At 67.5% G+C, this 12,613-nt stretch carries 13 protein-coding genes; 8 read left to right on the plus strand and 5 right to left on the minus strand.

The features are described from left to right. Window positions 1-2 precede the first annotated feature (2 nt). From J2S76_RS17540 to otnC, 8 genes are all read left to right on the plus strand, one after another. A complete protein-coding gene (locus J2S76_RS17540) occupies window positions 3-632 on the plus strand; it encodes a LysE/ArgO family amino acid transporter (RefSeq protein ID WP_307062714.1) in 630 nt (209 codons plus the stop codon). A 372-nt stretch (window positions 633-1,004) separates the two neighbouring features. Beyond that, window positions 1,005-1,907, plus strand: coding sequence for a 3-hydroxyacyl-CoA dehydrogenase (locus J2S76_RS17545; protein WP_307062468.1), 903 nt, complete (start codon window positions 1,005-1,007; stop codon window positions 1,905-1,907). Then, on the plus strand, window positions 1,904-2,638 hold the full coding sequence (locus J2S76_RS17550; protein WP_307062470.1) for an FCD domain-containing protein: 735 nt from the start codon (window positions 1,904-1,906) through the stop codon (window positions 2,636-2,638). The genes J2S76_RS17545 and J2S76_RS17550 overlap by 4 nt, the downstream gene beginning before the upstream one ends. A gap of 42 nt (window positions 2,639-2,680) precedes the next feature. After that, window positions 2,681-3,943 (plus strand): 3-oxo-tetronate kinase, encoded by a 1,263-nt coding sequence (gene otnK, locus J2S76_RS17555; RefSeq protein ID WP_307062472.1) that lies wholly within the window; start codon window positions 2,681-2,683, stop codon window positions 3,941-3,943. Between the two features lie 74 nt (window positions 3,944-4,017). Then, window positions 4,018-5,019, plus strand: a complete 1,002-nt coding sequence (locus J2S76_RS17560; protein ID WP_307062474.1) for a TRAP transporter substrate-binding protein — start codon at window positions 4,018-4,020, stop codon at window positions 5,017-5,019. Window positions 5,020-5,123: 104 nt separating this feature from the next. Beyond that, on the plus strand, window positions 5,124-5,603 hold the full coding sequence (locus tag J2S76_RS17565) for a TRAP transporter small permease (RefSeq protein ID WP_307062475.1): 480 nt from the start codon (window positions 5,124-5,126) through the stop codon (window positions 5,601-5,603). After that, the gene (locus J2S76_RS17570) at window positions 5,600-6,868 is read left to right on the plus strand and encodes a TRAP transporter large permease (protein ID WP_307062476.1); all 1,269 of its coding nucleotides are present in this window, start codon (window positions 5,600-5,602) and stop codon (window positions 6,866-6,868) included. The genes J2S76_RS17565 and J2S76_RS17570 overlap by 4 nt, the downstream gene beginning before the upstream one ends. Before the next feature lie 59 nt (window positions 6,869-6,927). After that, complete coding sequence (otnC, locus tag J2S76_RS17575; protein ID WP_307062477.1) at window positions 6,928-7,566, plus strand: 3-oxo-tetronate 4-phosphate decarboxylase; 639 nt, start codon at window positions 6,928-6,930, stop codon at window positions 7,564-7,566. A 78-nt stretch (window positions 7,567-7,644) separates the two neighbouring features. On the opposite strand, the gene J2S76_RS17580 is transcribed toward otnC, so the two are convergent. The 5 genes from J2S76_RS17580 to J2S76_RS17600 form a co-directional block, all read right to left on the minus strand. Then, window positions 7,645-8,658, minus strand: coding sequence for a proline racemase family protein (locus J2S76_RS17580; protein WP_307062479.1), 1,014 nt, complete (start codon window positions 8,656-8,658; stop codon window positions 7,645-7,647). A 19-nt stretch (window positions 8,659-8,677) separates the two neighbouring features. Further along, the gene (locus J2S76_RS17585) at window positions 8,678-9,472 is read right to left on the minus strand and encodes an ABC transporter permease (protein WP_307062481.1); all 795 of its coding nucleotides are present in this window, start codon (window positions 9,470-9,472) and stop codon (window positions 8,678-8,680) included. Then, on the minus strand, window positions 9,469-10,308 hold the full coding sequence (locus tag J2S76_RS17590) for an ABC transporter permease (protein WP_307062483.1): 840 nt from the start codon (window positions 10,306-10,308) through the stop codon (window positions 9,469-9,471). Before J2S76_RS17590 ends, J2S76_RS17585 begins: the two co-directional genes overlap by 4 nt. Before the next feature lie 5 nt (window positions 10,309-10,313). Beyond that, complete coding sequence (locus J2S76_RS17595) at window positions 10,314-11,453, minus strand: ABC transporter ATP-binding protein (protein WP_307062485.1); 1,140 nt, start codon at window positions 11,451-11,453, stop codon at window positions 10,314-10,316. A 102-nt stretch (window positions 11,454-11,555) separates the two neighbouring features. Further along, window positions 11,556-12,596 carry an ABC transporter substrate-binding protein gene (locus J2S76_RS17600; RefSeq protein ID WP_307062487.1) on the minus strand — a complete coding sequence of 347 codons (1,041 nt, stop codon included), beginning with the start codon at window positions 12,594-12,596 and terminating at the stop codon, window positions 11,556-11,558. Between the last annotated feature and the right edge of the window lie 17 nt (window positions 12,597-12,613).

A 12,613-nucleotide genomic window follows, 5' to 3' on the forward strand; every position in this document is an offset into this window, starting at 1 on the left:
TCTTGCCCCAGCTCCTCTTGCCCTTCACCACCGGCTTCCTGCTCTCGGGCGCGCTGATCATCGCCATCGGCGCGCAGAATCTGTTCGTGCTGCGGCAGGGGCTGCGGCGCGAGCATGTCGGTGCCATCGTGCTGTTCTGCGGCACCGCCGATGCGCTGCTGATCGCGGCCGGCGTGGCCGGGGTGGGGGCCTTCCTCGCCGCCCTGCCCCAGCTCACCACGCTGCTCGCACTTGGCGGCGCCGGCTTTCTCGGCTGGTACGGCGTCCAGGCGCTGCGGCGCATGGCGGCGCCCGATTCCATGGCGGTTATGGCAGCCGGCGAGACGACGCTCGCTCGCGCGCTCATAGCGACGGCCGGCTTCACCCTGCTCAACCCGCATGTCTATCTCGACACCGTGCTGCTGATGGGGGCGGCCGGCTCCGCCCAGCCCGAAGCGACCCGCCCTGTCTTCGTCGCCGGGGCCGCCTTGGCGAGCTTTTCCTGGTTCGCCGCGCTCGGCTATGGCGCCCGGCTGCTGCGGCCGTTTTTCGCCCGGCCGTCCGCCTGGCGCGTGCTCGACGCCGGCGTCGGGCTCGTCATGCTCACCCTGGCCGCCTCGCTCGTGCTGCGCGCGCTGAACGTGCCGGGCTGAACCGCCGATCGGCGGCGCCTGGCGAAGGTTGCGCGGCACGGCCGGATATCGACGTCGCGGGCGCCCAGCGCAAGGCCACCGCCGCGTGGCGCTGACGCGCTGACGCTCGGCGCCCACCCCTCCCCTGCCTTCACACAGCCCGCCGCCTCCACTTCCCCGCTGGGATTGCAGGTGGGGAATTGCCGGCGCCTGCCCCGCGCGATTTGCGGGTGTGGAATTGGTATGCAGGATAGGTTGACGATCAGTCTATCAACCTGTCATACCAGACCAGATGATTATGCGGCGGTACGAATGTTCGCGCGCGCTCCCCGCCCGGGAGCGATCCGGACAGGGGACCGGCCGTCGCTGCGAACCGTTAAAGGGCTGTGAGACATGAAGATTGCGATCGTCGGCTGTGGCGTGGTGGGTTCGTCCTGGTCTCTGGTCTTCGCCCGTGCCGGGCATGATCTGGCCATTTATGACCGCACCCCTGCGGCCGCCGAGGCAGCGCTCGCCTTTGTCCGCGCCGCCGATGCCGCCCTCGCCGACCGCTGCCGCATCGCCACCAGCCTCGCTGACGCGCTGGATGGCGCCGACTATGTGCAGGAGAGCGCCCCGGAACGGCTGCCGATCAAGCAGGCGCTCTATCGCGAGATGGACGCGCTGCTGTGGCCGGCGACCATTGTCGGCAGCTCGACCTCGGGCTTCCCCGCCTCGGTCTTCACCGAAGGGCTGGCGAACGCCGCCCGCTGCCTGGTGGCGCACCCGATCAACCCGCCGCATCTGATCCCGCTGGTCGAACTGATCCCGGCCCCCTGGACCGCCCCGGAGACGCTCGACTTCACCCGCGCGCTGATGGCCGGCGTCGGCCAGAGCCCGATCACGCTGACCCGCGAGATCAACGGCTTCGTGGTCAACCGGCTGCAGAGCGCGCTGCTGGGCGAGGCGTTCCGGCTGGTCGAGGACGGCATCTGCACGCCGGCCGAGGTCGACGCGGCGGTGGCCGACGGGCTGGGCCTGCGCTGGTGCTTCATGGGGCCCTTCGCCACCATCGACCTCAACGCCGCCAAGGGCGTCGCCGAATACTGCGCCAATCTCGGCCCGATGTATTACGGGCTGGCCAAGGAGCAGGCCGACCCGCGCGAATGGACGCCCGAACTCGTCGCCACCATCGAGGCGAAGATGCGCGCCCATGTGCCGGCCGAGGACCTCCCCGCCCGGCGCAAATGGCGTGACGGCTTCCTGGCGGCGATCGTCGACGCCAAGCGCGGTATCACAGAGAAATTCGGCGCATGAGCGGCTTCGGCACTCCCGCACATCTGCGCCGCGACCGGCTGTCCGACCAGATCGCCAAGGACATCGAGGCGCGGGTGCTGTCGGGCGAGCTCAGCGTCGGGGACCAGCTGCCTTCCGAGCGCGAGCTGATGGCGCATTACGGCGTCGGCCGCCCGGCCGTGCGCGAGGCGCTGCTCTGGCTCAGCAAGACCGGCATGCTCTCGGTGGCCAATGGCGACCGCACCCGGGTGACGGAGCCTGACCCGCGCGAGCTGCTGCAGCTTCTGTCGGGGGCGGCCAAGATGCTGGTCGCCCGCCCCGAAGGCATCCGCCAGTTCCAGAAGACCCGCATCTTCGTCGAGGTCGCGCTGGTGCGCGAGGCGGTGCGGCTGGCCACCGACGCCGACATCGCCGATCTCGAAGCGCTGCTGGTGCGTAACGAGGCCAGCGCCGGCGACATTCCAGCCTTCTCCGCCAGCGACGACGCCTTCCACCACCGCATTGCCAGCATCGGGCAGGATCCGTTGCTCGATACGCTCTATCACGTCGTGCTGGAATTGCTGGAGGAGCAGCGCCGCTTCTCGCTCAGCCATCCCGATGGGCTGGGCAAGGCGATGGCGGCCCATCGCCACATTTTCGAGGCCATCCGCGACCGCGACGCCGACCGCGCCGAAGCGGCGATGCGCGCGCATCTCGAAACGGTGATCCAGACCTATTGGGACATGCGCGCGCAAACCCTGGACGCCCCCTGAGCGGGCGCCCCTCCGGACCGAACATCTGCAAAGGCTCTGAACATGCTTCTCGGCTGCATTGGCGACGACTTCACCGGCTCCAGCGACCTGGCCAACACCCTGTCGAAGCAGGGCATGCGCGTCACCCAATATTCCGGCGTGCCGACCGCGCCGGCCGATCCCTCGGTCGAGGCCGGCGTGGTGGCGCTCAAATCGCGCAGCATTCCGGCGAAGGACGCCATCGCCCAGTCGCTGCAGGCGCTGGAATGGCTGAAGGCGCAGGGCTGCACCCAGTTCCTGTTCAAATATTGCTCGACCTTCGACAGCACCCCCGAGGGCAATATCGGCCCGGTGGCGGCGGCGCTTGCCGAGGCGCTGGATGCCCGCAAGGTCGTGGTCTGCCCGGTGTTTCCCGGCGCCGGCCGCACCCTCTATCAGGGCCATCTGTTCGTCCATGACCGGCTTCTGAATGAGAGCGGCCTGGAACACCACCCGCTCAACCCGATGACCGATGCCGATATAAGGCGCTGGCTGGCACGGCAGACCGACATGAAGGTCGGCCATGTCGGTTTCGCCGAGGTGCGCAAGGGCGCCGCCGCCATTGGCGAGGCGCTCACCCGCACCGATGCGGACGGGGCCCGGCTGATCGTGGTCGACGCACTGTCCGACGCCGATCTGATGGAAATCGGCGCGGCGCTGGACGGGGCCAAGCTCATAACAGGCGGCTCCGGCATCGCCATGGGGCTGCCGGACAATTTCCGCCGTCAGGGCCTGTTGTCGGGCGAAGGCAGCGCCTGGCAGGGAGTCGAGGGGCCGTGCGTCGTGCTCTCCGGCTCGTGCTCCACCGCCACGCGCGGCCAGGTCGCGCGCCATCGCACGGACGGCCTGCCGGTGTTCGAGATCGCCGCCGATGACGCCGTCGCCGGCCGGCTGGACCCGCAGGCCATCGCCGATTGGGCGCTGGCGCAGACCGCGCGCCCGCTGGTGTTCTCCTCGGCTGATCCCGAGGAGGTGCGGCGCGCCCAGAACATCCATGGCCGTGAGACCGTGGCGGCGGCGATCGAAAAACTGTTCGCCGCCATCGCCCGAGCCCTCGTCGCCGGGGGCGTTGGACGCCTCATCGTCGCCGGGGGCGAGACCTCGGGCGCCGTCGTCGAGGGGCTGGACCTAAGCGCGCTGGACATCGGCCCGGAAATCGCGCCGGGCGCCCCCGCGCTGCGCGCCGTTCCGGCCGGGGGCCGCCCGGTAGCGCTCGCCCTGAAGTCGGGGAATTTCGGCGGGGTCAATTTCTTCGCCGAGGCCGATGCCGTCCTGCGCGGCCACTGAACGCGCGGCCTGAAGCTGGCAAAGCATGTCGACACAGGCCGCAAATCACAAGACCAAAAGGAGGATATGATTTGTTGAACAACACCGTGAAGATGCTGAAGCTGGCGGTCTTCTCCGCCGTTTCCGCCCTCGCTCTCGCCTCAGTGCCGGCGCCCGCCCTCGCCCAGGACGTGCTGAACCTCAAGCTCGGCCACATCCAGTCCGAGCAGGACCTGTGGCATCTCGGCGCCCAGAAGTTCAAGGAAGAGCTGGAGAAGCGCTCCAACGGCACCATCACGCTGACCATCTACCCGAACTCGACGCTCGGTGGCGACCGCGACCTGGTCGAGGGCATGCAGATGGGCACGGTCGATTTCGGCCTCATCGCCGGCGTGCTCGGCAATTTCGCGCCCTCGATCCAGCTGCTGGAACTGCCCTATCTGTTCAAGTCGCAGGACGAGTTCAACAAGGTCGTCAAGGGCAAGATCGGCGAGGAAATCGCCGGCAAGGTGGTGGAAACCGCCAATGTCCGCATTCTGGACTGGTGGGAGCGCGGCTCGCGCCAGGTGACGGCGAACAAGCCGATCAACGGCATCGAGGACCTCAAGGGCCTGAAGATCCGCGTGCCGGAAATCCCCGCCATGGTCACCACGTGGCGCGCCATCGGCGCCAACCCGACCCCGATGGCCTGGAGCGAGGTCTATACCGGCCTTGAGCAGGGCGTCATCTCGGCGCAGGAAAACCCGATCCCGTTCATCTTTGGCGGCCGGATCAACGAAGTGCAGTCGAACCTGTCCTTCACCAACCACAAGTATGAATATGTCACGCTGTCGATCAGCGAGATGCGCTGGAAGCAGCTGACCCCCGAGCAGCAGAAGATCGTGGTCGAGGCCGCCAATGCCGCCACGGCGTTCGAGAACGAGCAGGTCCGCACCAAGACCGACGAGATGCTGAAGAAGATGGAGGCCGCCGGCCTCAAGGTCAGCCATCCCGACACCGCCCCGATCGCCGCTGCGGCGCAGTCCGCGCATGACGCCTTCGGCGCCAAGGTCGACCCCGACCTTTACAACCGCATCAAGCAGGAACTCGGGCGCTAGCCCGCCGGCCTGCGCGGCCTTTATCTGCCACGCTCCCGGAACGGTGGGAACCAGCCTTCCCTTCCGTTCCGGGTTTCGGCGCGCCGCCTAAGGGAGAAACGAGCTTGGACAAGCTGGATCGGCTGATACACACATTTCTGCTTTGGGCCATCGGCGCGCTGATGTTCGCCATGATGGGCGTGACCTTCGCGCAGGTGATCTCCCGTTATGTCTTCGAGAATTCGCTGAGCTGGTCCGAAGAACTGGGCCGCTACATCTTTGTCTGGATCACCTTCCTCGGCATGGCGGCCGCCTTCCAGTCCAAGGCGCATATCGCGCTGGACTTCCTGGTGTCGCTGCTGCCGGCCAGGCCCTCGCGCGGGCTGGTGATACTGAACACAGTGCTGGTCGGCGTGGTCGGGCTGGCGCTGGTCGTCGGCGGCCTGTCGCTGATCAAGTTCGGCCTGCACCAGCGCAGCGCCGCCCTCGGCCTGCCCATGTACTATGTCTACACGGTCATCCCGTTCAGCGGGGCCGCGTTGCTGTACTTCGCCCTGCGCGCGACCTGGAAGAACATGACCTCCGGCGGAGAGATCGCCTCATGATTGCCCTTCTCCTCTTCGGCGGCTTCGCGCTGTTTCTCATCCTCGGCGTTCCCGTCGCCTTCGGCATCGCCCTCGCCTCGCTGGGCGCCATCCTCTATCAGGGCTACCCGATGGCGCTGTTCGGCCAGAGGCTGTTCACCTCGGTGGATTCCTTCCCGCTGATGGCGATCCCGCTGTTCATGCTGGCCGGCTCGCTGATGGGCCATGGCGGCATCACGCGGCGCATCATCAATCTGGCGCTGGCGCTGGTCGGCAACATCCGCGGCAGCCTCGCCCATGTCGTCACCACAAGCGGCGTCATCATGGGCGGCGTCTCCGGCTCGGGCGTGGCGGATGTCGCGGCGCTGGGCTCGGTGATGATCCCGGAGATGAAGAAGCGCAATTACGATGCCGGCTTCTCCGCCGCGCTGGTCGCCTCCTCAGGTAGTCTGGCGCTGATCCTGCCGCCGAGCATCGCCATCATCATCTATGGCGTGTCCAACCAGGCCTCGATCGGCGACCTGTTCCTCGCCGCCATCGCCCCAGGCATCCTGATCGGCCTCGGCTTCGCGCTCTATTCCTATTTCTACGCCGTCCGGCACGGCTATCCCATTGAGGGCCGGGTGAGCGGGGCCGAGAAGTGGAAGCGCTTCAAGGAGGCGAGCTGGGCGCTGATGATGCCGGTCATCATCATCGGCGGCATCCGCATGGGTGTGTTCACCCCCACCGAAGGCGGCGCCGTGGTCGCGGTCTATGCCTTCCTGGTCGGGCTGTTCGTCTACAAGGAATTCACCCTCGCCGACATTCCCAAGATCTGCATCGAGGCCGCCATCGCCACGGCGGTGATCGCCGCGATCATCGCCGCGACCTCGCTGTTCGGCTGGCTGCTGACCAATGCACGGCTGCCGCAGACCATCGCCGGCGCCATTCTCGGCCTGACCGAGAACAAGATCCTGCTGCTGCTGCTGATCAACATCATGCTGCTGGTGGTCGGCATGTTCCTCGACAGCGGCCCGGCGATCCTCTTGATGACGCCGATCCTCGGCCCCGTCGCGGCGCATCTGGATGTGGACCCGGTGCAGTTCGGCCTGGTCATGGTGATCAACCTCACCATCGGCCTGCTCACGCCACCCGTGGGCACCGCGCTCTACCTCGCCAGCAGCATCTCCGGCGTGCCGGTCATGAAGCTGTCCAAGGCCATGCTGCCCTTCATCGGCATCATGCTGGCGGTGCTGGCGCTTGTCACCTATGTGCCCGGCTTCACCAGCTGGGCGCTGTCGAACTAACCCCGCTGACGGCCGGCGCCGCTGCGGTGCCGGCCCTCATCCATCGCGTGGAGAAGAAGATGAGCGCGAATTCCAGAGCCGAATTGCTTTGCGCCCTGTGCAAGAGCCTGTTCGAGCGCGGCTATAGCGTCGGCGGCGCCGGCAATGTGTCGGTGCGGCTGGAGGAAGGCGGCTTTCTCGTCACGCCGACGGGCGGCAGCCTCGGGCGCCTCTCCCCCGGCGCGTTAGCGCGGATCGACGGCGATGGCCAGCCGGTGCTGGGGCCGAAGCCGTCAAAGGAATTCGCCTTCCATCTCGCTTTGTTCGAGGCGCGGCCGGAGGCGGGGGCGATCGTGCATCTGCACTCCACCTATCTCACCGCCCTGTCCTGCCTTGAGGACCTGCCGACCGACAACGCCCTGCGCCCCTTCACGCCCTATTACGTGATGCGCGCCGGCTATATGCCGGTCATTCCCTATTACCGGCCGGGCGCGGCGGAAATCGCCCGCGACCTCGCCATCGCGGCCCGGGCGCACCCGGTCAACGCCTTCCTGCTCGCCTCGCATGGCGTGGTGGTGCTGGGCAAGGACCTCGAAGACGCGGTCAACAATGCGGAAGAGCTGGAAGAGACCGCCCGCCTCGCCTTCCTGCTGCGCGGCGAGAAGATCCGTTACCTAACGGCAGACGAGATCGCCGAACTGCGCGCCATGGCACGCTAGAGCGTTTTATCAATAAGCCGGCAAAAGACCGGCGCCGGATGGCGCCGGTCTTCTCATTTTCGCAAAGCGTCGTGGGCGTCAGGCGACCAGGAAGCCGGCGCCGACCGGGTCCTTGCGGTCGATCAGCCAGCGCGCGGTGCCGAGCAGGCCGGCCGTGCCCTTCACCGTCGGGCGCACGGCGCGCACATCGTTGAGACGGGTCTCGCCGATCAGCTCGCCCTCGAAGGTGCCGGTGCCGAGCAGGCCCTCGGAGGTGATCGGCTGGTTGAGCCCGATCACGCCGCGCGCCTCGAACATCGCCATCATCGCGCTGGTGCCGGTGCCGCCGGGGGAGCGGTCGAGCTGGCCGGCGCTGAACACATGCACATTCTTGTACAGCGCGCCCGCAATGGTCGGCTCGTGCCAGAAGGTGACGAAGTTGAAATTGTTGATATGGCCGGCGGTGGGGTGCTGGATCTTCACCTTCTCGCGGATCGCCTCGCGGGCGAGAATGCCGAGGCGGGAGAGCTCCGAGCCGTTCTCCGGGCCGATCTTCAGCGCCGTGCCGCGCAGGTCGATAATGCCGAAATAATTGCCGCCCCAGACGATGTCGGCCTTCAGCGCGCCGACACCCGGCAGGTCGAACGCCACATCCTGCGCCGCGACATAGGCCGGCACGTTCTCGAAGCGCGTCCACAGCACCTCGTCGCCCTGCGTGGCCACTTCCGCCTGCACCAGCCCGGCGGTGGTCTCGAAGCGGATCTTGGTGAGGCCGTCTTCCGAGCGGCGCACGAAGCCGTGCGCAACCATCGCCATGGCGACCGCGATCGTGCCGTGGCCGCACATGTGCGAATACTGCGTGCCGTCGATATAGATCAGGCCGGCGTCATAGTCGGGCGAGGAAGGCGGGGTGAGGAACACGCCGAACATGTCGCGATGGCCGCGCGGCTCGCGCATCAGCGCGGTGCGCACCCAGTCGTAATTGGCTTCCAGGAAGGCGCGCTTCTCCAGGATGGTGGAGCCGGCGGGATAGGGAATGCCGCTATGGATGATGCAGAGCGGCTCACCCTCGGTGTGGGTGTAAATAACGTCGAAACTATCCTGCTTGCGCATCGCGAAGGCTCCGTTGGACTTAGGGCTGTTGGCGCTCGGACAGCATGTCGAGGCCGATCAGCAGATCGAGAAGGATGATGACGAGCGCAGCCGCGACGATGGTGATCGCGGACACCGCCGCGATCGTGGGATCGATCGTGTACTGCACGTAGTTGAACATCTTCACCGGGATGGTGTTGAGCGCCGACGTCGTGTTGAAGATCGACAGTTCAACGTTGATCCAGGAGGAGATGAAGGCGAGAAGCGCGCCGGAGACGATGCCGCCGCGGATCTGCGGCAGCACCACCAGGAAGAAGGTGGCGAGCGGCGTGCCGCCGAGGTCCATCGAGGCTTCTTCCAGCGCCCGCTGCTCCGGCGTCAGCAGCGGCAGCACCGAGCGCAGCACGAAGGGCATGACGATGACGACATGGCCGACGAGGAGCGCCTCGAAGGAGCGCGCCAGCCCGAAATCGGTGCCGAACTGCAGCAGCGCCGCGCCGAGCACGACATAGGGCAGCACGAGGGGCGACATCAGCAGCGAGGCCGCCGCCGCCCGCCCGGCGAAGACGTAGCGCGCCAAAGCGAGGCTCGCCGGCACCGCCAGCAGCACCGCCACCCCGGTCGCCGCCAGCGCCAGCAGGGTCGAGGTGATGAAGGCCGAGACATAGGACGGGTCGTCGAACAGCACGCCGAACCATTTCAGCGTCAGCCCCTGCGGGGGAAAGGCGAGGTAGCTCGTCTCCGTCAGCGACGCCCCGATGATCACCACCAGCGGCAGCACCAGATAGGCCATGGCGGCGAGCGCGACGATGCGGATGAGAAGGCGCGCGATCATGCCGCCCTCCTTCCGCGCTCGCCGACACGGCCGGCGAGGGTGACGAGAACCAGCGTCAGCACCAGCAGCGTCACGCTCAGCGCGCCGCCATAATGGAAGTCGAACACCGAGGAATATTGCTGGAAGATCAGCATGGAGAAGACGGTGATCTGCCCGCCCGAGAGCAAGGCCGGCGTCACATAGGCGCTCACCGCTAAGGCGAACACCATGATGGCGCCGGAGACCGCGCCCGGCAGGCACAGCGGCAGGGTGACGAACCAGAAGGTGCGCGCCGGCCCGACGCCGAGATCGGCCGAGGCATCCTCCAGCGCGGTATCGATCTTGGCCAGCGCATTGCCGACCGAGAGCACCACGAAGGGCATGAGGATGTAGACCATGCCGATCAATATGCCGGTCTCGGTGCCGAGAAATCGGATCGGACGCTCGGTGAGCCCCATCCCCATCAGCCCCTGATTGACGAGGCCGGTGCGGCCCAGCAGCACCATCCAGCCAAAGGAGCGCACGATGTTGGAGGTGAACAGCGGCACGACGATGAGAATGACACAGGCCCGCCGCCAGCTGCGCCAGCGCACGATCCGCACCAGGTACCAGGCCAGAGGAAAGCCGATCAGCAGGCACAGCGCCGTGGTGGCGAGCGCGATGCGGAACGTCACCCACAGCACGTCCCAATGATACTGGTCGAGCAGGATGCGGGCATAGTGGGCGAAGGTCAGCCCGCCCTCGTCGGTGGTGAAGCTGGCGAGCGCCACCACCGCCATCGGCGCCAGGAAGAAGGCGGCGAAAAAGGCCAGCGGCGCGAACAGCAGCAGCGCCAGTGTCGTGCGGGGCGCGATCACGGCACTCACTCCGCGATCAGGTGCAGCGCGGCGGGGCGCAGGCCGATTGTCACAGTGCTGCCGGGCGTGAGCTCGGCCCCGGACATGCCGAGCCGCGCCACTTTCAAAAGCAGCACGCCGCAGCGCACGAACAGCGTGGTGAGCGGGCCGATCGCCAGCACCTCCTCGACGATGCCGGGAAAGGTGGCGAGATCGTCCGGCACCGGCCCGTCGACGAGGACGATGTCCTCCGGCCTGGCCATGGCGAAGCGCATGCCGGCGGCGGCCGGCAGTTCCGCCCCGCCAAGGGCGAGCCGCGCCCGCCCCGGCCCGGCCGGTTCCAGCGGAATGAGGTTCGGCTCGCCGACGAATTCGGCGACGAAGCGGGTCGCCGGCGCCCGGTAGATCGCCTCCGGCGTGCCGGTCTGCTCGATGCGCCCGGCATGCATCACCACGATCCGGTCGGCCATCGCCATCGCCTCCTCCTGGTCGTGGGTGACGAAGATGAAGGCGATGCCGAGCTTTTCCTGGATGTGCTTCAGCTCGATCTGCATGCGCCGGCGCAGCTTGAGGTCGAGCGCGGAGAGTGGTTCGTCGAGCAGCAGCAGCTTGGGCCGGTTGACGATGGCGCGCGCCAGCGCCACGCGCTGCTGCTGGCCGCCGGAAAGCGCACGCGGCAGCCGCGTGCCCATCTCCTCCAGCCCGACCAGCGCCAAGGCCTCGCGCGCCCTCGCCTGCGCCTCGCGGCGGCCCACCCCGGCACGGCGCGGGCCATAGGCGACATTGTCGGCGACGCTCATATGCGGAAACAGCGCGTAGCTCTGGAACACCGTGTTCAGCGGCCGGCGATAGGGCGGCGCGCGGGTGATGTCTTCGTCCTCGATGCGGATGCGGCCGGCATCGGGGGTGAGGAAGCCGGCGATGCAGCGCAGCAGCGTGGTCTTGCCGCAGCCGCTCGGTCCCAGCAGGGCGATGAACTCGCCGGCTTCGACCGCGAGGTCGACCTCGACCAGCGCCCGGTGCGCGGCGAAGTTCTTCGAGACGGCGTCGATGGACAGAAGTGGCGGCACAGGGGTGTCCTCGCGGGAGAGCGGACGGCGCGGCAAAGGGTGGCCGTCCGAAGTCGGCGAAGCCAGATTACGCCAGAGCCGGCGCGCTGGGGCCATCACGGCCGCCCGGCACGGAAAAGCTCGGCATGGGTGAGGAGAAAACCCCGCCCGGAAGCCTCGGCTAGAAGCCTCGCCCGGGCGGGTGCGTTGGTTCGCGCGCTATTTGCGGGCGATCTCGCGGTTCCAGGTGTCGACCAGCTCGGCGCGCTTGGCGTTCACCTCGGTCCAGTTCAGCAGATAGAGCGTCTCCACCGAGCCCTTCGCGCCCCAGGGCAGCTTGGCGGCGGTCTCGGGCGACACGTTCACGCCCTTCACCGACGGGCCGAGGAACAGCTTTTCGGCCAGGCACTGCGAGGCGGCCGGCGTCAGCGCGGTGTCGATGAACTTCTGCGCCATCTCAGCGCGCGGCGCGTTCTTCACGAGATGCAGGCGGGCATCGGTGGCCCACACGCCCTCCTTCGGCACGGTGAAGCCGATCGGCAGACCCTTGGCGGCAAGGTCGAAGGCGCCGACATTGAAATGCGCGCCGATGATCGCCTCGCTGCTCTGGAAGGCATTGGAAGCCGCGCCCGAGGAATCGAAGAACAGCGCCGGCTTCAGCTCCTTGATTTTGGCGAAGACCGGGGCGAAATCGCCGGCCGGGGCGTTCCAGATCTTGTGCAGGAAGAACAGGAACGGCACGCCGGAGGAATTGGCCGGCGAGGGAATCGTCACCGCGTCGGCATATTCCGGCTTCCAGAGGTCATTCCAGGACGTCGGCGCCTGCGGGATTTCCTTGGTGTTGTAGGTGAGGCCGAGCGAATAATAGCCGGTGCCGACGGCATAGGTGCCGTTGGCATTGCTATAGACCGCCTGCGGCAGGGCGTCCTTCAGGTTGGGCACGCCCTTTTCGGTAATCGGCGCCAGCACGCCGGCGGCTTCCGCCAGCTCGCTCACGCCGCCATCCATCCAGGCGACGTCGATGGTCGGGGCGTCCTTCTGCTGCTGCAGCTTGGCGAGGGTGACGGTGGAGGTGCCGACCTCAGGCACCACCGCGACGCCCGTCGCCTTGGTGAAGGGATCGGCGACGCAGGCCTTGAAGGCGTCGCCCCAATTGCCGCCATACCAGGCGACATGGAGAGCCTCCTGCGCCGATGCCGGCGCGATGGCGGCGGCCAGCGCGAGCGCCGAGGCCGTAACAAGACCGGGTAAGCGTGCCATGTTGTTGTCTCCCCTCA

It is taken from the genome of Ancylobacter vacuolatus, from assembly GCF_030813595.1.
In the GTDB taxonomy this organism is placed as follows: Bacteria; Pseudomonadota; Alphaproteobacteria; order Rhizobiales; family Xanthobacteraceae; genus Ancylobacter; species Ancylobacter vacuolatus.

Coding starts and splice junctions, on each gene's coding strand:
- J2S76_RS17545 (WP_307062468.1), top strand. CDS start 1,005: ATGAAGATTGCGATCGTCGGCTGTGGCGTGGTGGGTTCGTCCTGGTCT.
- J2S76_RS17550 (WP_307062470.1), top strand. CDS start 1,904: ATGAGCGGCTTCGGCACTCCCGCACATCTGCGCCGCGACCGGCTGTCC.
- otnK (WP_307062472.1), top strand. CDS start 2,681: ATGCTTCTCGGCTGCATTGGCGACGACTTCACCGGCTCCAGCGACCTG.
- J2S76_RS17570 (WP_307062476.1), top strand. CDS start 5,600: ATGATTGCCCTTCTCCTCTTCGGCGGCTTCGCGCTGTTTCTCATCCTC.
- otnC (WP_307062477.1), top strand. CDS start 6,928: ATGAGCGCGAATTCCAGAGCCGAATTGCTTTGCGCCCTGTGCAAGAGC.
- J2S76_RS17580 (WP_307062479.1), bottom strand. CDS start 8,658: ATGCGCAAGCAGGATAGTTTCGACGTTATTTACACCCACACCGAGGGT.
- J2S76_RS17585 (WP_307062481.1), bottom strand. CDS start 9,472: ATGATCGCGCGCCTTCTCATCCGCATCGTCGCGCTCGCCGCCATGGCC.
- J2S76_RS17595 (WP_307062485.1), bottom strand. CDS start 11,453: ATGGCCCCAGCGCGCCGGCTCTGGCGTAATCTGGCTTCGCCGACTTCG.
- J2S76_RS17600 (WP_307062487.1), bottom strand. CDS start 12,596: ATGGCACGCTTACCCGGTCTTGTTACGGCCTCGGCGCTCGCGCTGGCC.